Here is a 23,999-nt window from a genome sequence, read left to right as displayed (position 1 = left end):
CATATCCTCCCGTCGCGTCAATGTTCCTTCGGTTTTCGGAGTGTGTATGATCGCTCAAAATCATCAAACAGAAGATTGGGGAGAAACCATGCACTATGCCGAGCTGCTGAAGGCACGTAATGAGCTGACCGGACCGGGCGGCGCCTTCGAGATTGTCGAGGCGGACGTGCTGGGAAACCGCCTGCGCATCTTCAAGAACGCCCCGCCCACCGTGCGCGAAGTCTGGCAGTCGACCCTGCAATTCGCCGAGCGACCCTACCTCGTCTACAATGACGAGCGCCTCAGCTATGGCCAGGCCCATGAAATCGTGAATTCCACCGCCAACTGGCTGCTCGCCCAGGGCGTCAAGCCGGGCGACCGGGTGGCCATTGCCATGCGCAACTTCCCCGAATGGATGCTTATCTACTGGGCCTGCCTGTCTGTCGGCATCACGGTGGTCGGCATGAACGCCTGGTGGACCGCCGAGGAGATGGCCTATGGCCTCTCTGACTCCGCCCCGAAAGTCCTCTTCCTGGACGGCGAGCGCCTCGCCCGCGTTCAGGAACGCCCGGAAATGGCCGCGGGCATGCAACTCGTCGGCGTGCGTATCCCGGATATGCCCGCTGGCATGGTCGACTGGTCCACCGTCGCGGCCCATGGCGGCGCTATGCCGGACGTCACCGTCGACCCTGATTCTGACGCCTGCATCTTCTACACCTCCGGCACCACCGGCTTTCCCAAGGGCGCGCAGCTGACCCATCGGGGCTGTGTTGCCAACCTCTTCAACATGCTGTTTGCCGGGGCCTCCTCGGCCCTCGCCGTCGAGCGTGCGACGGGCGTTGCCCCGCCGGCCGAGCCGCCCATCCCGGTCACGCTCATCACCACGCCCCTCTTCCACGTCACCGCCAACAACTGCGGCGCCTATGCCACCACGGCGGCAGGCGGCAAGATGGTGCTGATGTTTCGCTGGGAAGCAGGCGAAGCACTGCGTATCATCGAGAAGGAGCGCGTCACCAGCATGAGCGGCGTGCCCGTGATGGCCCGTGAGCTGATCAATCATCCCGATTTTGAGAAGACCGACACCTCCAGCCTTCTGGCGCTGGCTGGCGGCGGGGCGCAGGTGCCGCCAGACCTCGTGCTCAAGATCGAGAAACAGGTCTCCACCGCGCGCCCCTCAACTGGCTATGGCATGACCGAGACGTGCGGAATCATCACCTCCGTGTCCGGAGATTTCTTCGTCGACAAGCCCGACAGCGCCGGCCCTGCCATGCCGAGCTTTGAGGCCAAATGCGTGGACGACGACGGCAACACCGTGCCCCCCGGCCAGGTCGGCGAGCTCTGGGTCAAAGGCTCCCCCGTTATCAAGGGCTATATCAACCGGCCCGACGCAACCGCCGCCTCGATCACCGATGGCTGGCTGCACACCGGCGACATCGCGCGCATCGACCAGGACGGCTTCATCTTCATTGTCGACCGCAAGAAGGACATGGTCCTGCGCGGCGGCGAGAACGTCTACTGCGCCGAAGTGGAATCGGCGATCTACCGCAACAATGCCGTCGCCGAATGCTGTGTGTTCGGCGTGCCGGACGAGCGCCTCGGCGAGGAAGTCGGCGTGGCCGTCCTGGTGAAGCCTGGCGAAGCGCTCAGCGCGGAAGACCTGCGCGCCCATTGCGCCACCATCATGGCCAAGCACAAGGTGCCCCGCTACATCTGGTTCCTGGACGAACCCCTGCCTCGCAATGCCAGCGGAAAATTCCTGAAGCGCGACCTGCGCGACCGCCTTGCCCCGCTGGCACAAAACGCCTGAAGCGGCTCCATAGCGCGCCTGCAATCCTCCTCCGTAACCGGAGGAGGATTTCCCCTCAGCGCGGAACCTTGATCAGGTGCAGCGTCGCGGTCGGGGCGGCTGCCGATTTGCTGCCATACAGGCACACCTGGTTGCGGCCGTCATTCTTGGCGTCATAGAGCGCTTCGTCAGCCATGTTCATAAGGTCGTGCAGACTGGCGCCGGGCAGGGCGGCTGAAACGCCGATGCTGACACCGGGAGAAAGTGCGTCGGGAAGCATGCCCGACCAGTAGTCCCAAGGGCAGGCCCGCAGGGACTCGGCAAACAGGCGGGCGGCCTGGACTTCGTGCCCCGGCAGAAGCACGGCGAACTCTTCCCCGCCGATGCGCCCGGCCACCATGTCCTCACTCGCCATGGCGGCGATGTGCCGCCCGAACAGGCCGATCACAGCGTCGCCCACAGAATGGCCGAACGTGTCGTTGATTTGCTTGAAATGGTCGAGATCGGCGATGATCAGGCAGACAGGGAGATTTGCGTCCACACCCTTGCGGCCGAGCGTTGCATTGGCCGCAGCTTCAAATCCGCCGCGATTGAGCAGGCCCGACAGCTTGTCGGTACGCGCTTCGCGGCGCAGCTCCTCGATCAGGTCGATGGCGATAGCAACCATCAGGTTGAGCGCCAGACCAATGGAGATCAGCGGCTGGGTGAACTGCACTGTCGTCCAGTAGAGCGAGTGCTGAAATTCTGCGGCCGGGCCAAAGCTTCCCTGAGTGGCAAGGATCGTGGCCGGGCGGACAATATAGTTGGCCGCCGAGATGACCGCCATGCCGAACAGGAGCCGGTCGATCAGATGGCGCCTGCGCACCGGGCGCAGCTTCAGCACGATCATCAGCGTGATCGCCCCGAGCGCCGTGTTCATCGCCAGGACGCGCCCCATGACGCTCGGATCGGCCAGAAGATACCAGCTCACCCCGCCCACACCCGCCACCGTGACCGCCGCCAGGAAGCGGTAGGACGGCTTCAGCCCGTACCGGCCAAGCACCGCCGCCGAGAGCAGCCAGCCGGAGAGCAGGAAGATCAGGTTGGTGAAGATCCGCTCGGCGCTGCCCGGCAGGGGCGCGGCGAAATACTGGAACACGACATCCTGAATGAAAAAGGCCAGCGCGTTCAAGCCATAGCCGATGCTGGCATAGAGAATGTAGGTCTTGCCGCGCTGGCTCAGCCACAAAAGAAGAAAGGCTGCCGACAGCAGCGCCCCGATGCCGGGGTTCAGCAACATGATGAAGAATTCAGCGCTCATGAGCCGGGCAAGCAATCCTGGTTGTCCATCCTGCCTCATGCCTCAGTCTCGGCTAAGGTCAGCCTTAACCAATCGCTCAAATTTCACTGATCCATCCCGCAGGCCCGCTTTATCTAAAGTATTTGGGAGGGCTCGACGCTCTGGGGGCTGCTGCAAAATCCTCCGACGGGGCGGGCGAATTCCCCAATCCGGCGCTTGCGCTTTTGCCCGGGCCGCGATAGTTCACCCCCCTTTGAAAGACCCCGGCGCGGAGAGGTGGCGGAGTGGTCGATCGCGTCGGTCTCGAAAACCGATATACTCGCAAGGGTATCGAGGGTTCGAATCCCTCCCTCTCCGCCAGACTTCCTTCCCGGCGTGGCGCAGTGCCTTTGTCCCATGAAACTGAGCCGCCGCTTTTCTATATCCCTTTCGCCAAAACAAAACCGGCACAGGAAAACGGAACATGGCAAGTGGATGGGCGCGCGATGGCGCTGTTCAGGATCAGATCGAGGACAGCGTCCGGGATGAGCTGGCGGCCGCGCGAGCACGCATGCCATCGGGCATTGGGCTCGAAGAGTGCGAGGAATGCGGCGAGACGATCCCGCTGGCTCGCCGTAAGGCGCTGGCCGGCGCGCGGACCTGCGTGGCCTGTCAGTCAGTACGCGAAAAGCAGCCGAGATTCTCCGCCATCAATCGGCGCGGCAGCAAGGACAGCCAACTGCGCTGATCGGGCGTCAAAGCGGCCGTTCGGGCAATCGAACCTGGAGGTGTTTTTTCCGCGCCCCAGGCCGACCGGCATAACTGCGTCTGGTTGGAGTGTTGCGAGACGCCTAGCTGAGTCGTAAATCGTGTGTTTAGTGCGGCGCAGTCGATCCTCAAATATCGGAGATATCCAGAATGAGAGCACTATCCAAACGTGTTGCCGCGCTGCTTGCCGTTGCTGGATTGATCCCATCTGCGGGCCTTGCCCAGCCAGAAAAGCCGATATGCCGAGAGCAAGGGCAGCTCTCGCAGAACGTGTTGACCATCACTGAACTTGTTGAGGAATCACTCGGTCTCATAAACTATCATCGAGTAATCCTGCTGCCGACGAACAGCACGCCATCCAACGCAGATGTGACGACCCATGAAAACGGTCCAAGATTGGTTTTTTACATGGATGAACGACGCAGCGATCTCGTAGGAGGAGAGGCTTATTTGTTAGATTTGAAGGCCTCTATCGAGACCAGAGCTATACTAGAAATCAATCATCAAGAGATACCGGGAGAATTAGTACCTATAGAGCGTAATTTGGATTATCATTGGGAAGTGAAATTTTACGCAGATACTTTTTTCGAATATAATACTTTTGCTTTGCCCTTTAGAAATTTGAGCTTGAGATTAGAAGATCCGAACAAAATCGTAAAAATAGAATATGATGGTTCTACAGCTTATACTGCTATAACAACTTTTGCGGATAGCCAAAGAAATCTGGTCTTAAAGTCCTACAACGATGGGCTTTGTACGCCAATCGAGGGCGACTGTTTCCTCACCACAGCGGCATGTGATGTGATTGGCCTCACAGATGATTGCTGGGAGCTTAGGACCTTGCGTCGGTTTCGCGATGCATGGCTGAGCCGCCAGCCGGGAGGAAAGGCCGACATTGACCGCTATTACCGCGAGGCCCCTGCGATAGCGCAGCGCTTGCGCGCTGATCCGAGTGAAGCTGTGCGGGAGTATTGGCGTTTTGTGCTCCCGAGTGCCATTGCCGTCTCGCTCGGTGCGAACAGGCTGGCGCGCTCCATCTATTCCCGAGGGATGATGCGTCTTGCGCGTGCATCTGAAACTTCGGATCTGGCTGGGTAGAGACACGGTTGCTGCGAGGCTCGCGAAGCAAGGCTTCTTAACTCCCCTGCTCGCAGATAGCTCTTCCCTGCTCAGCTTCTTCCGGTATGCCATCAGTTTGGAGCACAGGCGCGGCAATACATGCGACCTCTCTCATAAAGGCAACTCGATATACAATAAGATTAAAAGTATATATTTTACAGATAGTTATGACCACCTGACTTTAGATTCGCCGGACTCCCCCTCCGCCAGACTTTCTTCCCGAAAAATCTCGCTCGCTTCTGCAAATCTGTAGAGCCTCACAATGGGCTGCAGGGCGCCGGCGGGCTTGCGGGCGCACCTGCGGCGTGCTCAGGTTCCGATGGAATCGGGAGGGGTCAGATCATGTTCGACAGGTTTCCGGAATTGCTGCTGCGCCATCGCAGGATCGTCGGCAGTGTGGCGATTGCCATCGCCATCATCACATGGGCGGTCGACCTGGCTGGCCTCGTCTATGAATGCCCCTTCTGCCGGACCCAGCGCACAGTCATCGGCCTTCTGGGTTTATTGCTCATGCTGCCAAATCCCGCGCACTGGCTGGTGCGCTACCTTTCCGCCGTCCTCGCCGTGTTCGGCCTGGCGGTCGCCTCGACCCAGCATTTCAGGGGCTGGGCCAACATCATGAGCGGTGAGTTCACTTGGGGCGAGCGCTGGTACCTCCATCCCTGGATGCTCTCCGGCTTCGCCATCGGCATCATCACCGGCCTCCTCCTCCTGATCTGGATCTGGAAGCGGGAGCCATCGGCGGACTGACCCGCGTTCCTGTCAGCCGGTCGCAGCGCGCGCGGCAGGGCCCGGCCCAGGGCGCTCAATCGGCCAGTGGCCGGGGCCCATACCCCTGCTCCAACCGGCCAATTCCGGCCGTAAGCCTAACATCGTGCTGATACCCCGGATTTTCCGGCAATCGGCGTGAAGTTGGGGTTTGACAGCCGGTTCGCTTTGGTGTTTACCCCCGACCTTCGGGCGCGGCGCCTTTCAGGTGCGGCGCCCTCACACATTTTCACGAGTTCCATCCCGGAAGGAATTGGCCCCATGTTCGCGGTCATTAAAACAGGTGGCAAGCAGTATAAGGTTGCCGAAGGCGATACCATCGTCATCGAGCGTCTGGCCGCTGCTGCCGGCGAGACGGTCACTTTTGACGCCGTTCTCATGGTTGGCGCAGGCGCCGGTGTAACGGTGGGCGCGCCCACGGTTGCGGGCGCTACGGTTACCGGCGAAGTCGCCGCTGAAGTGCGCGGCCCCAAGCTGATCACCCGCAAGAAGCGCCAGCGCCAGACCTACCGCCGCACCATCGGCCACCGTCAGGACCTGATGGAAGTGACGATCACGTCCATCAACACCGACGGCAAGGCTCCGGCCAAGAAAGCCGCTGCAAAGAAGGAAGAGGCTCCCAAGGCTGACGCTGCGCCCAAAGAAGAAGCAGCTGCTGGCGGTGACAACCTCAAGAAAATCACCGGCATTGGCCCGGCCCTCGAGAAGAAGATGAATGCCGCCGGCATCACCACCTTCGCTCAGATCGCTGCGCTCTCCGCTGACGACATCGCAAGGCTCGAAGAAGAACTCAGCCTCGCTGGCCGTTTCGCCAAGGACGGCTGGGTTGAGCAGGCCGCAGAACTCGCTAAGGAAGCATAAGGCGAAAGCCTTCCGCTAAAGGATCAGGAGCAGACCATGGCTCATAAGAAATCAGGTGGTTCGTCCCGCAACGGTCGCGATTCGAACCCTAAATATCTCGGCGTAAAGAAATACGGCGGCGAAGTCGTCGTTCCGGGCATGATCATCGTGCGCCAGCGCGGCACCCAGAAATGGCCGGGCAAAGGCGTTGGCATGGGCAAGGACCACACCCTTTTCGCGCTTAAAGGCGGCAAGGTTGAGTACGCTCACAAGTCCGGCGGCCGCGTTTACGTGAACGTTGTACAGATGGCGGACGCAGCCGAGTAAGCGGCCTGGGGAGCATCCGGCCGCACGTCAGAGTGGTGGCCGGGTCGCGTTCAGGACGACCAGTTTCCGGGGGGAGGCAGGCCACTGTCTCCCCCTTTTAATTTGCCCTCCCCCGCCAGGCCCCGCACACAGGAGGCGGCCATGACGGAAGCGATCGAGATAGAAACACAGCGGCTCGCCCTGCGGCGCCTCGTGCCCGCGGATGCCGGCCCCTTCACCGAGGCGGTCAACGACCCCCGCGTCTATCGCATGCTCGCCAGCATCCCTCCCGGCCAGACCAAGGCCCAGACCCTTGCCTGGATCGCCACGCAGGCGCGCCAGCGGGAGGAGAACACCGGCCATTACTTCGTCATCGCGCCCAAATCCGGCGCACCGAGCGGCATCATTTCCGCCACCCGCGGCTCCCCTGCAGACCCCTTCGAGATCGGTTACTGGCTGATGCCGCCGGCCTGGGGCAAGGGCTACTGCACCGAGGCGGGCAATGGCATCATCCGCTGGCTCGAAGACACCCGTGCGTCGGCCGCCCTCGTCGCAGGCTACTTCGCCGACAACCCGGCCTCCGGCAAGGTCCTGCGCAAGCTCGGCTTCCTTCCCTGCGGGCGCGGCCCCATGTTCTCCAAGGGCCGGGGCGAGCCCTCCGACCACATCATGATGGCGAGGATCGCCTGACCCCTGAAGCGCCTTCTCCTCCCGGGGAGAAGGGGTTGGGGATGAGCGGGCGCCCGCCCCCCGCCTCCAACCCCGCACACCCCCGCCCCTTCCCCAAATCCCCATTCTACGGCAAGACCACCCCATGAAGTTCCTCGATCAGGCCAAGGTATATATTCGCTCCGGCGGCGGCGGCGCAGGCTGCGTGTCGTTCCGGCGCGAGAAGTTCATCGAATATGGCGGCCCCGATGGCGGCGATGGCGGGCGCGGGGGTGACGTCTGGATTGAGGCCGTCGAAGGCCTCAACACGCTGATCGACTTCCGCTACCAGCAGCATTTCAAGGCCGCCCGCGGCGGCCATGGCATGGGCAAGCAGCGCACCGGCGCACGCGGCGACGACGCGGTCCTGAAAGTGCCCGTCGGCACGCAGGTCTATGAAGAAGACCAGGAAACCATGATCGCAGACCTCACAGAGGTCGGCCAGCGCGTCCTGCTTGCCGCCGGCGGCAATGGCGGCTGGGGAAACCTGCGCTTCAAATCCTCCACCAACCAGTCCCCCCGCCGCTCCAATCCGGGCGAAGAGGGTGAGGAGCGCTGGCTCTGGCTGCGCCTCAAGCTGATCGCGGACGCCGGCCTCGTCGGCCTGCCGAATGCGGGCAAATCCACCTTCCTCTCGGTCGCCACGGCGGCCAATCCGAAGATTGCCGATTATCCGTTCACCACACTCCATCCCGGCCTCGGCGTGGTGGATCTGGGCACCTCAACCCGCTTTGTCCTCGCGGATATTCCCGGCCTCATCGAGGGCGCGGCCGAAGGCGCAGGCCTCGGCCACCGCTTCCTCGGCCATGTCGAGCGCTGCAAGGTCCTCCTCCACCTGATCGACATCACCCAGGACGACCCCGCCGGCGCCTACCGCACGATCCGCTCGGAGCTGGAAGCCTACGACCCCGAGCTCGCCGAGCGCCCGGAAATCGTCGCCCTCAACAAAATCGACGCTCTGACGCCCGAGCTCGTCAAGGAACAGATGAAACAGCTGAAAAAGGCCTACAAGGGCAAGCCCCTGCTGATCTCCGGCGTCACCGGCGCCGGCGTGAAAGACGCCCTCTACGCCATCGCCGGCCATCTCGGCTTCAAGGACGAAGACATCCCCCTCGCCAAAGCCTCCAGCCGAGACGACGAAGATCCTGATACAGACCAACCCTGGAGCCCGGTCTGAACACGGATCGGATCATCAGGCTATCATAAGCGCTACATGCCCGTCTCATTCTTCAGTCCTCAGCACCATACGTCGATGGTGGAACTTCTGTGTAAGCTTCATGCCTGCTGCAATCCTGGCGCAGACATTGACGCATGAGCAAAGGCAAGAGCGCTGGGGTGCGGGCGCATCGACTGGCACCTCAAATCCACCAATGCATACGGCATATGCTTCTACAGAAGCTTCTTGGCAACGCAGGTTGAAGACCGGCTCAGCTTTCGCCTCCCGCTGAACCGGCGCCTGCCCTACCAGTCCAGATCGGGAAAGACCGCGTGGAAGAGGGGTTACGCCCCCGCGCTCTCCCGCCCGCTCACGCGTCCATGCCACGCTGTCACATTCCCAGCCCTCTCCGGCACCGGCAGGCCGATCCAGCTGGCAAAGTCCACCGTCGACAGCGCGCAGATATCGGCAATCGTAATCCGCTCCCCCGCAATGAAGTCGCGCCCGGCCAGTTCCCCGTCGAGCCACATCAGCGCCCGCTCGTAATGGCCCCGGTTTGACGCGCCAAACTCCTGATACTGAGGAACCACCATCTTGGCGGTGAACGGATGGGCATGGCGCCAGAAATTGCCCGCCGGGCTCATCAGCTGGAACTCCACCCGGCGCACCCACATGTCGATCAGCGCTGTCTCCAGCCCGTCTTTTCCAAAGAGGTTTGGCTCAGGATAGACGCTTTCCAGATACCGGCAGATCGCCACCGTCTCGCTGATGCAGGTGCCATCGTCCAACTCCAGCACCGGCGTCTGGCCAAGCGAGTTGCGCGCCACATGGTCGGCGCTCTTGTGCTCGCCCTTGACCAGCGCAACGTCCACCAGAGGGATCGACACCCCCTTCTCGGCCAGGAACATACGCACCCGGCGCGGATTTGGCGCCGGCATCGGCGTGTTGTAGAGTTTCATTTTCGCTCCTGTTTGTGTTCTGCGCGTTGACCCGGTTCACACCGCATTAGGCCGCCAGGGAAGGGTGTGCTATACTTTGCGGGTTGGTCACTTCACTGAAGGGAGCACACCATGACGCGAAACGAAATCAAGGAAACCGCCGAGTCGAGGCAAACCGAACGCATTTCGGGCGCCAGCCGGGTCGGCCTCTGGAAAATGCTCGCCGCTTCGCTCGTCATTGTCGTCATCGGCTTCGCCGTCATCGCAGGTATCACGGCGCAGTAGGCGACCCCCGCTCGGTTCAGTCTGGCTTGCTGCACATATCCCTGCGCGCAAAATGGAACGATCCGTTGCAAAACGCGTTGTTCGGGCAAGGACGCACCTTAAAAAAGAAGGAGCAGACACGTGCAGACTGAAACAAATCAGGCCGAACATCGCCAGAACATGAGCACCCGGGAAGTCACCCAGGCCCGCCATGTGGGCCTCTGGCGCATTCTCGCCGGTTCGCTGGCCCTCACAGTAATTGGCTTCATCGCAGTTTCCATGTTTACCGCCGCCTGACGGCCTATGGCTGATCGTGGCAGGACTTGACCGAAAGTGGCCTCCGGATGACCCGTCCGGAGGCCATTTTGCTTCTGGATAGCCCCTCGCCTTTGCCTGTCTGGCCGTGTATCGCCGTCAGCGATGACCGAAGACACACTCGCCCGCGCCAAGCGCATCGTCGTGAAAACCGGCTCTGCCCTGATCGCGGAAGCCGGCGCCCCGCGCCGCGACTGGCTGGCCGCATTGGCTGGCGACATCGCCGCCCTGCGTGGCCGTGGAAAAGAAGTCATCCTGGTGTCCTCCGGCGCTGTCGCCCTCGGCAAGGCCGCCCTCGGCGCGCCCTATCAAGGCCGCCTTGAGCAGAAACAGGCTGCCGCCGCCATTGGCCAGCCCCGCCTCATGGCCGCGCTGGGAGATGCCCTCGCGCCTCATTCCATCGCCTGCGGCCAGGCCCTCCTCACCCCCGGCGACACCGAAAACCGCCGCAGATGGCTGAACGCGCGCGCCACGCTCGAAACCCTTTTGGAAGCTGGCGTCGTCCCCGTCATCAACGAGAACGACACCGTCGCCACAGAAGAAATCCGCTACGGGGACAATGACCGCCTCGCCGCACGGGTCGCCCAGATGATGGCGGCCGATGTCCTCATCCTTCTCTCCGATATCGACGGCCTCTACACCGCCGACCCCCGCACAAACCCGGGGGCCACCCACATCCCCTTCCTCGAAGCGCTGACACCTGAGCATGACGCCATGGCCACCGGCGCCAACGCTGCCGCCGGTGTCGGCTCCGGCGGCATGGCTACCAAGCTTGCCGCCGCCCGCATCGCCCATGCGGCGGGCTGCTCCACCCTCATCACGCTCGGCAACCGCCCCCATCCTCTCGGCGCCATTGAGGCCGGCGAACGCGCCACCCTCATCGCCTCGCGCATCACCCCGGCCAAGGCCCGCGCCTCCTGGCTCGAAGGCCATCTCAAGCCCGAAGGCGAACTGCTCGTTGATGACGGCGCCGCTGCCGCACTGGAAAAAGGTGCAAGCCTCCTGGCCGTCGGCGTCCGCGGCGTCACGGGCCAGTTCGAGCGCGGCGCCGCCGTCGCCGTGCGCGCCCCCGATGGCCGCCTCCTGGCCAAAGGCGTCACCGCTTACGGCGCTGAAGACATCCGACGCATCGCCGGGCGCCGCACCGAAGAAGCCGAAGCCCTCCTGGGCTACAAGGGCCGTCCCGCCATCATCCACCGCGACGACATGGTGCGCCTTTGATCCGGCCCGCCACCGCCGCCGACATCGACGCGCTGGTGGCCCTCGAAGCGAGCTTCCCGGCTGAAGACCGGTTCGACCGGCGCACCTGGCGCCGCCTCCTCACCGGCCATGCCAGCGTCCTCGTCTGCGAACCCCCAAAGGGCGGCCTCCTCGCCGCCGCCGTGATGCTCTACCGCAAGGGCGCGGCCCTCGCCCGCCTCTACTCGATCACCGTCGCGCCTGAGGCACGCGGCCAGGGCCTCGCCCGCACCCTGATGGCCGCCTGTGAAGCAGATGCAGCAGGCCGCCACGCCCGCGCCGTTCGCCTTGAGGTGCGCTCAACAAATAGTTCAGCCATCCGGCTTTACGAGGCGGGCGGTTATCGCGTAATTGCCACCCTTGAGTCCTACTATCCGGACGGAGAAGCGGCGCTGCGGATGGAGAAGTCTCTCGATGCGCCCTCTAATGGAGCCCCATGACTGATTGGGTCGTGCTTGTTGAATCGGCAAGCGACATCTCTCAAGCCGAGACGCCGCACAAGGTTCTGCGTATTTCAGACTATATTTCAAAGCCTGCGCTGTTCACCGGCCGTCGGCCCTACATTCTCAATCTTGCCCGCTCCTATTCCTATCAGTCGGAAGGCTATTACGCTTCCCTCCTGGCCGAAGCGCGCGGCCACCGGATCAGCCCCAGCGTCCAGACCATGGTCGAGCTCTCCAAGAAGACGCTCTACAACCATGCCCTGCCAGACCTTGGTGAAACCCTGCAGGATGCCCTCGCCAAAGGCGCGCCAAAGGTCGAGACCCTGTTCGTCGCTTTCTCGCGCACCGAGATCCCCGCATATGAGCGCCTCGCCCGCGAAGCCATGGACTGGTTCCGCACACCCGCCCTCGAAATCGAATTCGACGAGGAAGCTCCCCACGGCATGGGCCGCATCCGCGCCGTCCCGCCCCACAAGCTGAAAGACCAGCGCCGCCAGTTCTTCCTCGACTCGATGGAGGCCTACACCAAGGGCCGCGTCAAAAACGAGAAGACCCGCACGCCCGCCAAATGGGCCCTCGCCGTGCTGGTCGATCCGCACGAAAAAACCGCGCCATCGAAGCCCGCCTCCCTTAAACGCCTCGCGGACGTCGCCGAAAAGATGGGCGTCGAGGTCGAGTTGATCGACCCGACCGACCTGCCATCGCTCGCCGAATTCGACGCCCTCTTCATCCGCGCCACCACCTCGATCGACAATTTCACCTACCGTTTCGCCCGCCGCGCCGAGCAGGAAGGCATGCCCGTCATCGACGACACCCATTCGATGATCCGCTGCACCAACAAGGTCTATCTCAAAGAAATCCTGGAGAAGGCCGGGCTACCCATTCCGCGTACGGAAATTGTTGACGAGAAGACAGACCTTGGCGGCCTGTTTGAACGCCTGGGCAGCCCGGTGATCCTCAAGACCCCCGATGGCAGCTTCGGCACCAACATGGTCAAGGCCCAGTCCCTCGACGAGCTCAAATCCGGCGCCAAGAAGATGTTCGAGGACACCGCCCTCATCATCGCTCAGGAATTCCGACCCACGAAATTCGACTGGCGTATCGGCGTCCTCAACGGCGAACCGCTTTACGCCTGCCAATACCGCATGGCCCGCGGCCACTGGCAGACGGTCAAATATGGCGAAGGCGGCAAATCCACCGAAGGGGGCTTCACCACCATGCCGGTCGAAGACGCGCCGCCCGAAGTCGTCAATGTCGCCGTCCGCGCCGCCAGCCTGATCGGCGACGGGCTCTACGGCGTCGACCTGAAGGAAACCGAACAGGGCGTCATCATCATCGAAATCAATGACAACCCGTCGATCGATCACGATGTCGAAGGCGCCGTCCTGAAAGACGAAATCTGGAGACGCATCATCTCCTGGTTCTCCACCCGCCTCGAACGCCGTATGGGCCGCGCGGGCTGACCCCCTAAAATTTGAACCCGCCCGCCAGCAGCCTCGCATACCGATCCGCCGTCACCGGAGCGTAGCCGGCCTCAGCAGGATCATACATCCAAAGCGCGTCGCCTTCGACCTTGGCCGGATCAAAGCCTTCGGCCACCAGCTCCACCTTGCGGTATTTGAAGGTGCCCGTCGTTTCGGCTTCCGGCTGTACCCGGATGAAGATCGGCACGGCATAGGACGGCAGAAGCGCTGCCAGACGCCTGTAAACGCCGGGCATGTCAACTTCCCCGTCAAGCGTCACGGCCGCCATGCCGGCTTTCCCGTCCGTTCCCGGAACAGGCACGCCATAGACGTTGGCCGTGGCGATACCTTCGATCCTGGAGAGGGCTTCGCCCACTTCGTTGGTCGAGACATTCTCGCCCTTCCAGCGGAAGGTGTCGCCGATCCGGTCTATAAAATAGATGTATCCGGCCTTGTCCTTCTTCAGGAGGTCGCCGGTGCGGAACCAGAGATCGCCCTTCTCGAACACGTCGCGCAGGAGCTTCTTCTCGGTTGCTTTCTGGTCATTATAGCCTTCAAAGCGCTGGCGCACATCTTCGCCGATCTTCCCAATCGCCTCGCCGGGCTCGTCGAGCGCAGCGGGAATACAAAAGCCATCCGGCCCGCGGACAGGCTGTTCTGTCTCAATGTCGAACTTGACGAAGCCAACATGTGCAAACTGGCTCTTCAGCCAGCCGGGTACACGCCCGATGGCGCCGGGCTTGCCGTCAAAATTGATGAAGCTGACATTGCCCTCGGTCGAGCCATAGAACTCGGCAAGGTGCGGAATATTGAACCGCTCCATGAACTCGTTCCAGACTTCCGGACGCAAGCCATTGCCAAAGCCGGTGCGGATCTTGTGTGCGCGCTCCTTCGGATGGGGCGGCGAGTTCACGAGGTAGCGGCAAAGCTCCCCGATATAGACGATGGCCGTCGCGCCCTCGTCCGTCGCGTCGTCCCAGAAGGCGCTGGCAGAAAACTTCCGCCTCAGGATGATCGTTGCGCCTGTCATCAGTGCCTGGCCAACGCCGCAAAGCCCGCCTGTGCCATGATAGAGCGGCAGGGTGATGTAAACCCGGTCTTCCTGCGTGATACGGCAGGGCGGAATGAAGCTCTTCATCATGCCCTGGGTGCGGGCCTGCGTCAGGCGCGCCGCCTTGGGCAGACCGGTCGTACCGGAGGTATAAACATAAAGGCAGAGATCCTTGCCCAGAAGGCCCGCGCGATGCGACCGGTCAGGCCGCTGCGGTGAGGCCGCAGCCAGCGCCGCGCCAAGGTCTTCACCCACGGCGCCGCCCAGCGACCAGACTGTCGGCGCGTCCTTGAAGAGGCCCGCCGCGCCACGCACGGCCCCGTCCTGGTCGGCGCCTGTCACGATCAGCTTGGCTTCGGAAATATTCACGCAATGGGCCAGCGCCTCGCCTTCGAGGTTGTGGTTGATCAGCGCCGTCACGACCCCGATCTTCGCAAAGCCCGCCCAGGCCGCCACATAGTCGGGCCGGTTTTCCATGAAGAGGGCAATGCAATCCCCCGCCTTCAGCCCCTGCCCCAGCGCCCAGTTGGCAAACCGGCTCGCCTGCGCATCAAACTCCGCATAGGTCGTGGAGTTGCCCTCGAAGCGGAATGCGATATTGGCGGAGAACTTGTCCACCGCCTGCTCGTAATCATCCGCCACGAGATGGTCAGAATCCGGAGAAATGTCCCCCGTCCATTTCTTGACGAGCAGGATGTCCTGGAACAGCCGGTATTCGCGGGCCAGTTTGGCAAAAAGGTTCATGTGCGGCGCCTCCCAACGCAGAGGGTCGAAATCAGGTTTTCGGGATTTTATTGAGATTACCAGATGGGAGTATTGCAGGGATTGTCAAAGATTTTGCTAACCATAACAGGGAATTTTCGGCAGGTTTGCGTTCTGCGCGAGGTCTGGTAGATGCTGCGCCGCACAAGAATAATATGATAAGGAATATGGCCATGGCTAAGGACCCGGTTGGAGACCTCCTCACCCTGCTCGATCTGGAGCGTCTCGAACTTGATCTCTTCCGCGGCCAGAGCCCGGATGAAGAGGAAAGCCAGCGCGTCTTCGGCGGCCAGGTCATCGCCCAGTCGCTCGTCGCCGCCTACCGCACCGTGCCGGAAGACCGCCTCTGCCATTCCCTCCACTGCTACTTCATCCGCCCCGGCGATCCGAGCGTCCCGATCATCTACCAGGTCGACCATTCCCGCGATGGCGGCTCCTTCACCACCCGCCGCGTCGTCGCCATCCAGCATGGCAAGCAGATCTTCAACTTCGCCGCCTCCTTCCATGTGAACGAGGACAGCTGGCACCACCAGCACGAGATGCCCGAGGTGGCCGCCCCGGACGAGTTGGGCGACCGGATCGAATGGCGTCGCAAATTTGCCGAGCAGGTGCCCGAGCGCCATCGCGGCCATTTCCTGCGCGACCGTCCGGTGGAGATGCGCGAGATCGACCCGCTCGATCCCCTGAAGCCGGAAAGGGCCAGCGACCAGCAGAACCTCTGGTTCCGCGTTGCCCGTCCGATTGACGAGGCCCCCTGGCTGCATCACTGCCTTATGGCCTACGCCTCCGACATGGCGCTGCTGGGCACCGGAAACCGTCCCCACGGCGTCTCCTGGATGACCGGCGAGCTGATGTCGGCGAGCCTCGACCACGCCATGTGGTTCCACGCGCCCACCAAGTTCGATCATTGGCACCTCTACTCGATGGACAGCCCCTATGCCGGCGGCGCGCGCAGCTTCAACCGTGGTTCGATCTATGACAGCACCGGCCGCCTCGTCGCTTCGGTCGCTCAGGAAGGCCTGATGCGCCGCGTCGAACGCAAGCCCCGCAAGAGCTGACCGGCCTGCTCGTTCAGCTCTCTTCCGGCGGCGCGGAGAGCGCCCGCCGGTAAGCCCCGGGCGACACGCCGTGCCAGCCCCGGAAGGCGCGCACGAAGGCGCTCTGGTCACTATAGCCAGTGGCATGGGAGATCTCGGTCAGCGACAGCTTGCCCTCACGCACGTAAATCTCGGCGGCCTCCTTGCGCGCAGCCTGCAGGAGGTCGGCAAAGCTCACCCCCGCCGCAGAGAGCCGCCGGCGCAGCGTTCGCTCGGTAAAACCGAGCAGCTTCGCCGTCCCCGCCATGCCGGGCCGCCCGCGCCCCATCTGCATGTGCAGGCAGTTGCGCACCTTCTCCGGCAGGCTCACCCCCTCCTCAAGCGCCGCCAGCCGCGTCTCCAGCCGCTCGGTCAGAAGGCGCACCAGCGCCTGGTTCTCCCCCGGCAGCGGCCGCACCACGAGGTCAGCCCGGAACACCAGCATGTCTTCCTTCGCGCCGAATTTCACGCCCTTGCCGAAGAGGGTTTCATACACTTCGCGGCAGGCAGGCCCGGGGTCGCGGTGGCGGAACTGCATCGCCTCGATCGGGCTGCCATGATCGCGCAGCAGCCAGAAGCCGATGGTGGCATAGCCGGCAAACACCGCCTCCATCACCCGCCGCATCGCCTCCACCCCCGGCAGGGCCGGCGCGCAGCGAATGCGGGCAAGGCCCCCGCTGATCTCCAGGCTCGTGCGCACGATCTCCTGCGTCAGCGCCTGATAGCGGGTGTTGATCTCAAGCGCCTGCTTGATCGTGCCCGCTGAGGACAGCGCGTAGCCGACATCAAGGAAGCTCGCCGGGCGGAACTGCATGCCCACGCGCAGCCCCACCGTCTCGTTCCCGGTAAACTCGGCCGCCGCATCGAGAACGCGCACCACCACATCGGCGGCAAAGCGCTCGTCGGGCTGGTCCAGCGCCGTCCGCCCGCCGGGCACCAGTGCGTAGATCTTCTGCGCCGGCGCGCCCAGCGCGATGCAGGTTTCAGCATAATTCGACAGATATGCCGAAGACACAGTCGGCATGGGCCTCGTCCTTCCCGCGGCAGAACCGCAGCGTGTGCCCCCACAGGCCCAACACAACTTCGCAATCAGAAAGTTGACCGCTGGCCGGAAAAGACACTGGCAGTGGCCGCAAATGTCAAGACACGCCAGCTGTCAGAATGTTTAGGTGCCGCCAGGGGACGCACGCGGAGCCCGGCTTGCCGCAAGGTGACTGGTCCCTTCGTGCAAATGGCGGGAGCCGGCAGCCATGCTTTCGGGCGAAAACGGCGGCTGGCTCCTTCATTCCCTTGGGATCCTCACAGCAACACAGCAGATTCACCCCTCCGGCACAGCGAAAAGCGCTTGCTTACCGGTCTTATCTGACTACACCGGGACTCCGGAGCGTAGCGCAGTCTGGTAGCGCATCTGGTTTGGGACCAGAGGGTCGTAGGTTCGAATCCTATCGCTCCGACCAATCATTTTTGGGTGCCTCGGGAGGCTCTGGAATGGAAGCTCGGATTTACAAGCCGGCCAAGAGCGCCATGCAATCGGGTCGTGGCAACACGAAGGAATGGACGCTCGAATTCGTCAATCCCGATGCCCAGCGCAGACCCGATCCCCTGATGGGCTGGACCAGCATCGACGATACGTCCGGCCAGGTCCGCCTCCAGTTCGACACGCGCGAACAGGCCATTGCCTATGCCGAGCGCGAAGGCCTGAACTTCACCGTGGACGAGCCGCGCGAGCGCAAGCGCCTGGTGAAGTCCTATGCCGAGAACTTCTCGGCCGACCGCAAACAGCCGTGGACACACTAAGGCCAGCTGCGCTAATCCCCGCGCATCCCTTCCCAAGGGTTTGGCCCCGTAGCTCAGCTGGATAGAGCACTCGCCTTCTAAGCGAATGGTCGCAGGTTCAAGTCCTGCCGGGGTCACCATGCTTTGCTGTCGGCAGGCACCAGGCGCTCAAAGACTGATTGTACAAAAATCAGCCCGCGACAGGCGTAAGGCATGTTTCAGAATTGCAGCGGCCACTCCGGCAATCAAGTCAGTCTGCCTGGAATGTTTGCCAGCTCCCCGGCAATCAAAGCGCCTGCGCGGTTGTCTTCACCAGCGCGCGGGCAAAGTCTGCCGTGTCCGGATTGTCCAGCGCATGGGCGAGCACGGCATCGAAATAGCCGGTCTTGTTGCCGCAATCATGCACCGAGCCTTCAAACTCATAAGCGTAGAAATCCTGGATCTCCATCAGCCTGGCCATCGAGTCCGTCAGCTGGATCTCGCCGCCAGCGCCCGCGCCCTGCTTTTCCAGAAGAGCGAAGATTTCCGGCTGCAGGATATAGCGGCCGGTAATGGCAAGGTTTGAAGGCGCGCTCTCGCGCGGCGGCTTCTCCACCATGCCGGACATCTTGATCAGGCGACCGTCGCGCGAGACCGGCGCGATCACGCCATAGGAGGAGACGCGCTCCTCCGGCACGGGGTCCACCCCGATCACATTGCCGCCCACCTTGTCATAGGCGTCGACCATCTGTTTGAGGCTGGAGGGCTTGCCCTTCACGATCACGTCGGGAAGCAGCACGGCGAAAGGCTCGTTGCCGATCACATCGCGCGCGCACCACACCGCATGGCCAAGGCCGAGCGGCTGCTGCTGGCGCACGAAACTCGACGAGCCCGCCGGGAGGCGCGAAGCCTCGACCTGTTTGAGAATGTCGGTCTTGTTCTTCGCCTTCAGCTGGGTCTCCAGCTCATAGGCATGGTCGAAATAGTCCTCGATGGCGCCCTTGCCGCGACCGGTCACGAACACGATGTGCTCGATCCCCGCTTCCAGCGCCTCATCCACCACATACTGGATCACCGGCCTGTCGACGACGGGAAGCAGTTCCTTCGGAATGGCCTTGGTGGCAGGCAGCACACGGGTGCCGAGCCCGGCGACGGGAAGTACAGCTTTTCTGACGCGCATGCGCGTGACACTCCTTGGAATACTCTTTGTGCCCTAACGGCACGGCCTGCTGCTGTCTAGCAAGTCGCCTGCCAAGCGAAAAAACTCAGGCGCCGCCCTGAAGCACAAGCGCGCCCATCCAGACAGACAGGGCAACCACCAGCAGCATGGTAAGCACGCGCATCACCTTGCCTTCGTTCTGCGGAGAGAATGCCGCCTCGATCCGGGCCTGCAGGATGTGCACCGGGGATGGGTGGCCAGCGCGTGCGGGCGCAGCCGGGGTCCCGGCAGCGGTTTCTGCGGCGGGCGTTTCCGGTTCCTGGTCGAGCGGTTTCTTGACGGCGTTCATGCAAGGTCCTGCGGGGTATCAATTGTCCCGATCTGACCGGAACTGTCCCAAATTTGGCCTAACATGACCCTAACAGCGCCTGTAAAAGTTCCCCTATTGTCAGGGAACTGCCCGCTCCAGGCGGCCCCCGGCGCCCCGGCGCACGCCAAACACATCGCCCAGCGTCGGCGCCGACAGCGCCGCCTCCGGCGCCCCGTCAGCCACCAGCGCGCCGTCCTGCATCACCAGGATACGCGGGCAGAACCGCGCCGCCAGCTCCAGATCATGCAGCACCACGATCAGCGTCCGCCCCGCCTCCGCCTCCGCCTGCAGCGCCGCCATCAGCAACAGCTGATGGGCTATATCCAGCGCCGCGCACGGCTCGTCCAGCAGCAGCACCGGCGCCGGCGAGGCCAGCAGTCGCGCAAGATGAACCCGCGCCTGCTCCCCGCCTGAAAGCGCCTGGAAAGGCCGCTCCGCCAGCTGGGCCGCGTCCGCCTTCTCCAGCGCCGCGCGCACGGCGGCCCGGTCAGTCTCGCCCATTGCGTCGAAGGGCCCGGGCGCGCCCCCGAACCGGCCCAGCGCTGCCACATCCGCGGCCATCAGGTTCCACGCCACCGGCCGGGTCTGGGGCAGCCAGGCAAGGCGCTCGGCCCGCCCTCTCACGGTCAGCTTGTCCGCCGGGGCGCCGCCGATGCGAACCTCGCCGCCTGAGGGCAACACCCCCGACAGCGCCTTCAGCACCGTACTTTTCCCGGCCCCGTTCGGGCCAACCAGCGCCGCCATCTCGCCGGTATTGAGCCAGAAGGAGACATCCCGGACCACGGCCCGGCCATTCAGGGTCACAGTCAGGTGTTCGGCAGAAATCATGGCGACACCCTCCCCAGCCGCGTGGCGATCCAGATGAACACCGGCCCGCCGACCAGCGCGGCCGCCACGCCCAGCTTCAGCTCCTGCTGGAAGGGCAGGACGCGGATGGCGATGTCGGCGGCCATAAGGATGATCCCGGCGAGCAAGGCCGACGGGATCAGCAGGCGCTGGGGATCATGCCGCACGAACGGGCGGATGATGTGCGGTGCCACGATGCCCACAAAGCCGATGGTGCCAGCCGTTGCCACGCTGGCGCCTGCCAGAAGCGAAGTTCCGGTGATCACCATGAGGCGGATGCGGCGCGGGTCTGCGCCAAGGGTCCTGGCTGTCTCATCGCCAAGGCTCAGCGCGCGAAGGCCGGGCCCTGCCATCAGGACAAGGCCCGCCCCGATGACCCATCCGGGCGCGCCCAGCAGGATGTCCGCCCAGGAGCGGTTGGCCACCGAGCCCATCATCCAGTTGACGAGGTCAGCGAGGCTATAGGGGTTGGGCGCCATATTGAGGGCAAGCGACATCAGCGCCCCGGCAAGGCTCGAAAGTCCGATACCGATCAGCAGCAGCGTCACGCTGCCGGCCCCGCGCATCGCGGCGAAAACCAGAAGGAGGGTGGCAATCCCTGCGCCTAAGATCGCCGCCAGGGGCACGGCAAAACTGCCCACCGCCGCAAAGCCGAAGAAGATCGCAATGACCGCGCCCAGCGCCGAGAAGGCAGACACGCCCAGCACGCCAGGCTCCGCCAGCGGGTTCTGCAACAACCCCTGCAGCCCTGCCCCGGCAAGGCCAAGCGCCGCGCCCACGGCAAAGGCAGCGGCCGCGCGCGGCAGGCGCAGCTCCCAGAGGATGGCGCGCACGCGCTCGTCGCCCTTCCCGGCCAGCGCCGCCAGCGTGTCGCCAAGCGGCAGCGGCGCGGTGCCCACAAGCGCGGACACCGCAAACAGCAGCGCAGCGATCAGCGCGAGGGCGAACGTCAGCCGGCTCATCGCCCGGCCTCCAGCGCCGCAGCAATGTCAGCGGCTTCATCAGCCACGAACCAGCCGCCGCAGGAAACCCGGGCCTCGTCCATGTCGATCACCTGGGCCTCTGCCATCAGACGCTGCATCACCGGATGGCGCGAGACCGACCAGCGGTCAGTCGCGTCATCATCAAATCCGAAAAAGGCCGCCAGCATCAGGCCGGGCGGCTCCAGAACGAGACTTTCCAGCGGCAGGCTTGTCCAGCCCGTCCCCCGGTTTGCATTCGCGAGGCCGGCATGGGTCATGATCGAACCAATCATCGTGTCCCTGCCCGCGCTCACGCCGCCGGGGGTCACATACAGCGCCGCGCGGCCAGTGGGCTCAGCCGGCGCCGGTGTCGCGGCGAGGATCTCCTCGGCGCGGTCCTGCTGCCCGATTGCGGCGGCGACCTCTCGCAGCAGGCGGCCTGTGTCTTCAACGTTTTCGGCATACCCGATCTGCACCGTCCTGATGCCGAAGCGCTCATACAGGGCAAGCGCCCGCGCCTCCCCGCCCCAGCTGCGCACAACAAGATCAGGCCGCAGTGCGACGACATCCTCTGCCGCCGCGCGCACCTTGGGAATGCCCGCTGCCTTCTGCCGCAAATGGCTGAAAGCGCGTTCGGAATCCTTCGACAGGGCCAGGATCTGCCCGCGGTCCGCGAGCGCCAGCACGAACTGGTCGGCGCAATAGTCGAGGGACACCACGCTCGGCCGTCCGGGATCGAGGCTGGCCGGTCCTGCGGATGCAGAACCGGCCAGCCCCATCATCAGGAGAAAGGCTGCAAGCCCTTGTCTCACTTGAGTTTCAACCCCACGAACACGCCGGCGCCCGGGCCAGTATAACCATAGACATCCGTAGCCGTCTCATCGAGCACGTTCTCACCGCGAAGGGTGAACGAGATACGCTCCGTCAGCGGATATTCTGCCGTGATCGAGGCAAGGGTGTAGGCATCCAGACTGACCGCCCGGGCCGGGAACGGGCCGAAATCGGTGTCGCCCTGATCGCCGACATAATCGAGCGCTGCGCCAAGACGCAGGCCGTCGGTATTGACCAGCCAGTCAGCTGCCAGGGACGCGGTTGCCTCCGGCACCCGGATCTCGTCCACGCCGTTAGTGTCCTGCGAGTCAAAGAAAGTCGCCTGACCGGACAACGCCAGATTCTCCAGCGCCTGCCAGCGGGCCGCCAGTTCAATGCCGCTCCGCTCGCTGTCGGTGGCGCGGTTGGCTGCCGTCGAGGTGAAATCCGGATTGAAGACGGTGAAGATCTCCTTGGTCAGGTCCGCCTCGAAATAGGTGGCCGAATAGCTCAACTCACCCATCGTCTGTTCCCAGCCGATTTCCCAGCTGGTGGACCCTTCGGGCTTCAGGCCCGGATTGCCGACGAAGCTGCCGGGGAAGAAGCCGAACAGCTCCGTAAAGGTCGGGTTCTTCACGCCGGTTCCGGCAGACGCACGCACCCGCCCGCCAATGCTGTCGATCGTGTAGCCTGCGCCAAGACGCCAGGTGGTGGCATCATCGAAGCGTCCGTCATTGTCGTCAAACCGGGCCGATGCCGAAAAGTCGAACGCGCCCGCCGCCAGGCGATATTCTGCCGCGAGGCCAACAGACTCAAAGCGCTCGGACGCGTCGGTTGCGCCAGCATACTGAACATCCGTGCGGTCATAATCTTCGCGCTCATAGTCCAGAAGGCCGGTCAGCGTGTGGACGCCGCTCGTATAGCTGGGCGACCAGGCAAGCTTGGCGCGCTGGCCCCTGGCGTCGTCGGTCTTCGTGCCAACGCTGAAATTATCGCGGTCAACCTCATTGAAGCTCGCCCGGATGATATGATCGAGCAGGCCGAAGGACCCTGCCAGGGCCACGCCTGCCAGCCACTGGTCCGCCTCAGTGCTGCGGTCAACATCATTCAGCAGGCCGTCAAAGTCGGTGTCGGCGTCAAACTCGGACCTGGTTTGACGCGCGAGGCCGACGAGGGAAAGCGACCAGTCCGCCCCCAGATCAAACCTGCCATTCACGAAACCCGAGAGCGCCTCGGAGCCATCCTTGCTGCCGCCGCTGCCGGACGTGTCCACGCCGTCAGTGGTGAAGCCGGTGATGGCGCCGCCAAACTGCGCGCCGGAGAGACCGAGCGCGCCGCGGACGGTGCCGAAACTGCCGGCTTCGGCAAAGGCGTTAAAACCCGCCTCCCGCGCTGCCGAAAGGGAGACAACCCCGCCAATGGCATCCGAGCCATGGATCGAGGAGGAGGCCCCGCGCAGCACTTCGATGCGGCCTGTGGGCAGGGCCGTGAGCAGGCCGAAATCGGTGTCGCCATTGACCGGATCGGAAATCTCGATGCCTTCAAGGAGGACAAGCGTATGGTTGGCTTCGGCCCCGCGCAGGCGCACCTGCGTCAGGCCGCCAAGGCTTCCCGAACGGGAAACCGCAACACCCGGTAGCGCGCGCAGCTGGTCAGCGGGGTTGGGCGACAGGCGGACGGCCAGATCATCCTGCGTCAGGACGGATACGGACGATGTGACATGTTCGGGCTCGACGGCGCGCAGGCCCGAAACTTCGACCGTATCGAGAATGCGGGCCTCTTCGGCCTGCGCAAGGGTAACGTTGAAAACAAGCGCCGAAGCGCCCAGCAGTGCGGCTCTGAGGAACATATCCACAGC

25 protein-coding genes and 3 tRNA genes are annotated in these 23,999 nt (G+C 63.5%); 18 read left to right on the top strand and 10 right to left on the bottom strand.

All coding sequences use genetic code 11. The annotated features are described in order from the left end of the window. Positions 1-88 precede the first annotated feature (88 nt). Entirely contained in the window at positions 89-1,786 is a 1,698-nt protein-coding gene (locus KG722_RS08925; protein WP_213271376.1) for a class I adenylate-forming enzyme family protein, read from the top strand. A 55-nt stretch (positions 1,787-1,841) separates the two neighbouring features. On the opposite strand, the gene KG722_RS08920 is transcribed toward KG722_RS08925, so the two are convergent. Next, complete coding sequence (locus KG722_RS08920; RefSeq protein WP_213271375.1) at positions 1,842-3,065, bottom strand: GGDEF domain-containing protein; 1,224 nt, start codon at positions 3,063-3,065, stop codon at positions 1,842-1,844. Positions 3,066-3,314: 249 nt separating this feature from the next. Here KG722_RS08920 and KG722_RS08915 point away from each other — a divergent pair. The 8 genes from KG722_RS08915 to obgE all read left to right on the top strand — a co-directional run bounded on the left by KG722_RS08915 (position 3,315) and on the right by obgE (position 8,709). Next, positions 3,315-3,404, top strand: a tRNA-Ser gene (locus tag KG722_RS08915). 103 nt (positions 3,405-3,507) lie between these two features. Beyond that, complete coding sequence (locus tag KG722_RS08910) at positions 3,508-3,771, top strand: DksA/TraR family C4-type zinc finger protein (RefSeq protein ID WP_213271374.1); 264 nt, start codon at positions 3,508-3,510, stop codon at positions 3,769-3,771. A 170-nt stretch (positions 3,772-3,941) separates the two neighbouring features. Beyond that, on the top strand, positions 3,942-4,889 hold the full coding sequence (locus KG722_RS08905) for a CFI-box-CTERM domain-containing protein (RefSeq protein WP_213271373.1): 948 nt from the start codon (positions 3,942-3,944) through the stop codon (positions 4,887-4,889). Between the two features lie 363 nt (positions 4,890-5,252). After that, complete coding sequence (locus tag KG722_RS08900; RefSeq protein WP_213271372.1) at positions 5,253-5,660, top strand: hypothetical protein; 408 nt, start codon at positions 5,253-5,255, stop codon at positions 5,658-5,660. A gap of 279 nt (positions 5,661-5,939) precedes the next feature. Then, positions 5,940-6,539: a 50S ribosomal protein L21 gene (locus KG722_RS08895; RefSeq protein ID WP_213271371.1), complete on the top strand. Its 600-nt coding sequence runs from the start codon at positions 5,940-5,942 to the stop codon at positions 6,537-6,539. A 36-nt stretch (positions 6,540-6,575) separates the two neighbouring features. After that, complete coding sequence (gene rpmA, locus KG722_RS08890; RefSeq protein WP_213271370.1) at positions 6,576-6,845, top strand: 50S ribosomal protein L27; 270 nt, start codon at positions 6,576-6,578, stop codon at positions 6,843-6,845. Positions 6,846-6,986: 141 nt separating this feature from the next. Continuing rightward, entirely contained in the window at positions 6,987-7,514 is a 528-nt protein-coding gene (locus KG722_RS08885; RefSeq protein ID WP_213271369.1) for a GNAT family N-acetyltransferase, read from the top strand. 124 nt (positions 7,515-7,638) lie between these two features. Then, complete coding sequence (obgE, locus tag KG722_RS08880; RefSeq protein WP_213271368.1) at positions 7,639-8,709, top strand: GTPase ObgE; 1,071 nt, start codon at positions 7,639-7,641, stop codon at positions 8,707-8,709. Positions 8,710-9,032: 323 nt separating this feature from the next. Here the strand turns inward: obgE and KG722_RS08875 are convergent, their stop codons facing one another. Continuing rightward, positions 9,033-9,647 carry a glutathione S-transferase family protein gene (locus KG722_RS08875; RefSeq protein WP_300998331.1) on the bottom strand — a complete coding sequence of 205 codons (615 nt, stop codon included), beginning with the start codon at positions 9,645-9,647 and terminating at the stop codon, positions 9,033-9,035. Between the two features lie 111 nt (positions 9,648-9,758). Here KG722_RS08875 and KG722_RS08870 point away from each other — a divergent pair, with 111 nt between their 5' ends. The 5 genes from KG722_RS08870 to KG722_RS08850 all read left to right on the top strand — a co-directional run bounded on the left by KG722_RS08870 (position 9,759) and on the right by KG722_RS08850 (position 13,350). Beyond that, positions 9,759-9,911: a hypothetical protein gene (locus KG722_RS08870; RefSeq protein WP_213271367.1), complete on the top strand. Its 153-nt coding sequence runs from the start codon at positions 9,759-9,761 to the stop codon at positions 9,909-9,911. Positions 9,912-10,031: 120 nt separating this feature from the next. Continuing rightward, positions 10,032-10,187, top strand: coding sequence for a hypothetical protein (locus KG722_RS08865; protein WP_213271366.1), 156 nt, complete (start codon positions 10,032-10,034; stop codon positions 10,185-10,187). 123 nt (positions 10,188-10,310) lie between these two features. Beyond that, the gene (gene proB / locus KG722_RS08860) at positions 10,311-11,426 is read left to right on the top strand and encodes a glutamate 5-kinase (RefSeq protein WP_213271365.1); all 1,116 of its coding nucleotides are present in this window, start codon (positions 10,311-10,313) and stop codon (positions 11,424-11,426) included. Then, positions 11,423-11,884 (top strand): N-acetyltransferase, encoded by a 462-nt coding sequence (locus KG722_RS08855; protein WP_213271364.1) that lies wholly within the window; start codon positions 11,423-11,425, stop codon positions 11,882-11,884. Before proB ends, KG722_RS08855 begins: the two co-directional genes overlap by 4 nt. Next, positions 11,881-13,350, top strand: a complete 1,470-nt coding sequence (locus KG722_RS08850) for a RimK family protein (RefSeq protein ID WP_213271363.1) — start codon at positions 11,881-11,883, stop codon at positions 13,348-13,350. Before KG722_RS08855 ends, KG722_RS08850 begins: the two co-directional genes overlap by 4 nt. A gap of 4 nt (positions 13,351-13,354) precedes the next feature. Here the strand turns inward: KG722_RS08850 and KG722_RS08845 are convergent, their stop codons facing one another. Further along, on the bottom strand, positions 13,355-15,145 hold the full coding sequence (locus tag KG722_RS08845; RefSeq protein WP_213271362.1) for a long-chain-acyl-CoA synthetase: 1,791 nt from the start codon (positions 15,143-15,145) through the stop codon (positions 13,355-13,357). Positions 15,146-15,336: 191 nt separating this feature from the next. Between KG722_RS08845 and KG722_RS08840 the strand changes: the two genes are divergently transcribed. After that, on the top strand, positions 15,337-16,221 hold the full coding sequence (locus KG722_RS08840; protein WP_213271361.1) for an acyl-CoA thioesterase II: 885 nt from the start codon (positions 15,337-15,339) through the stop codon (positions 16,219-16,221). 13 nt (positions 16,222-16,234) lie between these two features. Here KG722_RS08840 and KG722_RS08835 read toward each other — a convergent pair whose 3' ends face one another. Further along, on the bottom strand, positions 16,235-17,263 hold the full coding sequence (locus tag KG722_RS08835) for an AraC family transcriptional regulator (RefSeq protein WP_213271360.1): 1,029 nt from the start codon (positions 17,261-17,263) through the stop codon (positions 16,235-16,237). Between the two features lie 356 nt (positions 17,264-17,619). Between KG722_RS08835 and KG722_RS08830 the strand changes: the two genes are divergently transcribed. The 3 genes from KG722_RS08830 to KG722_RS08820 all read left to right on the top strand — a co-directional run bounded on the left by KG722_RS08830 (position 17,620) and on the right by KG722_RS08820 (position 18,155). After that, positions 17,620-17,696 (top strand) — tRNA-Pro (locus tag KG722_RS08830). A 31-nt stretch (positions 17,697-17,727) separates the two neighbouring features. Then, positions 17,728-18,036 carry an ETC complex I subunit gene (locus KG722_RS08825; protein ID WP_213271359.1) on the top strand — a complete coding sequence of 103 codons (309 nt, stop codon included), beginning with the start codon at positions 17,728-17,730 and terminating at the stop codon, positions 18,034-18,036. 42 nt (positions 18,037-18,078) lie between these two features. Beyond that, a tRNA-Arg gene (locus KG722_RS08820) sits at positions 18,079-18,155 on the top strand. Between the two features lie 146 nt (positions 18,156-18,301). Here KG722_RS08820 and galU read toward each other — a convergent pair. The 6 genes from galU to KG722_RS08790 form a co-directional block, all read right to left on the bottom strand. Then, entirely contained in the window at positions 18,302-19,174 is an 873-nt protein-coding gene (galU, locus tag KG722_RS08815) for a UTP--glucose-1-phosphate uridylyltransferase GalU (protein WP_213271358.1), read from the bottom strand. An 85-nt stretch (positions 19,175-19,259) separates the two neighbouring features. Continuing rightward, complete coding sequence (locus KG722_RS08810) at positions 19,260-19,502, bottom strand: hypothetical protein (protein WP_213271357.1); 243 nt, start codon at positions 19,500-19,502, stop codon at positions 19,260-19,262. A 99-nt stretch (positions 19,503-19,601) separates the two neighbouring features. Beyond that, positions 19,602-20,351, bottom strand: a complete 750-nt coding sequence (locus KG722_RS08805; protein WP_213271356.1) for an ABC transporter ATP-binding protein — start codon at positions 20,349-20,351, stop codon at positions 19,602-19,604. Next, positions 20,348-21,331 (bottom strand): iron ABC transporter permease, encoded by a 984-nt coding sequence (locus KG722_RS08800; RefSeq protein ID WP_213271355.1) that lies wholly within the window; start codon positions 21,329-21,331, stop codon positions 20,348-20,350. Before KG722_RS08800 ends, KG722_RS08805 begins: the two co-directional genes overlap by 4 nt. Continuing rightward, positions 21,328-22,143 carry an ABC transporter substrate-binding protein gene (locus tag KG722_RS08795; RefSeq protein ID WP_213271354.1) on the bottom strand — a complete coding sequence of 272 codons (816 nt, stop codon included), beginning with the start codon at positions 22,141-22,143 and terminating at the stop codon, positions 21,328-21,330. Before KG722_RS08795 ends, KG722_RS08800 begins: the two co-directional genes overlap by 4 nt. Further along, on the bottom strand, positions 22,140-23,990 hold the full coding sequence (locus KG722_RS08790; RefSeq protein ID WP_300998329.1) for a TonB-dependent receptor: 1,851 nt from the start codon (positions 23,988-23,990) through the stop codon (positions 22,140-22,142). The genes KG722_RS08795 and KG722_RS08790 overlap by 4 nt, the downstream gene beginning before the upstream one ends. Positions 23,991-23,999: the final 9 nt, after the last annotated feature.

Origin of the sequence: Hyphomonas sp. (assembly GCF_018402285.1) — a bacterium.
In the GTDB taxonomy this organism is placed as follows: domain Bacteria; phylum Pseudomonadota; class Alphaproteobacteria; order Caulobacterales; family Hyphomonadaceae; genus Hyphomonas.
Note: the sequence above shows the minus strand (reverse complement) of the source record. Positions and strands in the feature narration are given on the sequence as shown.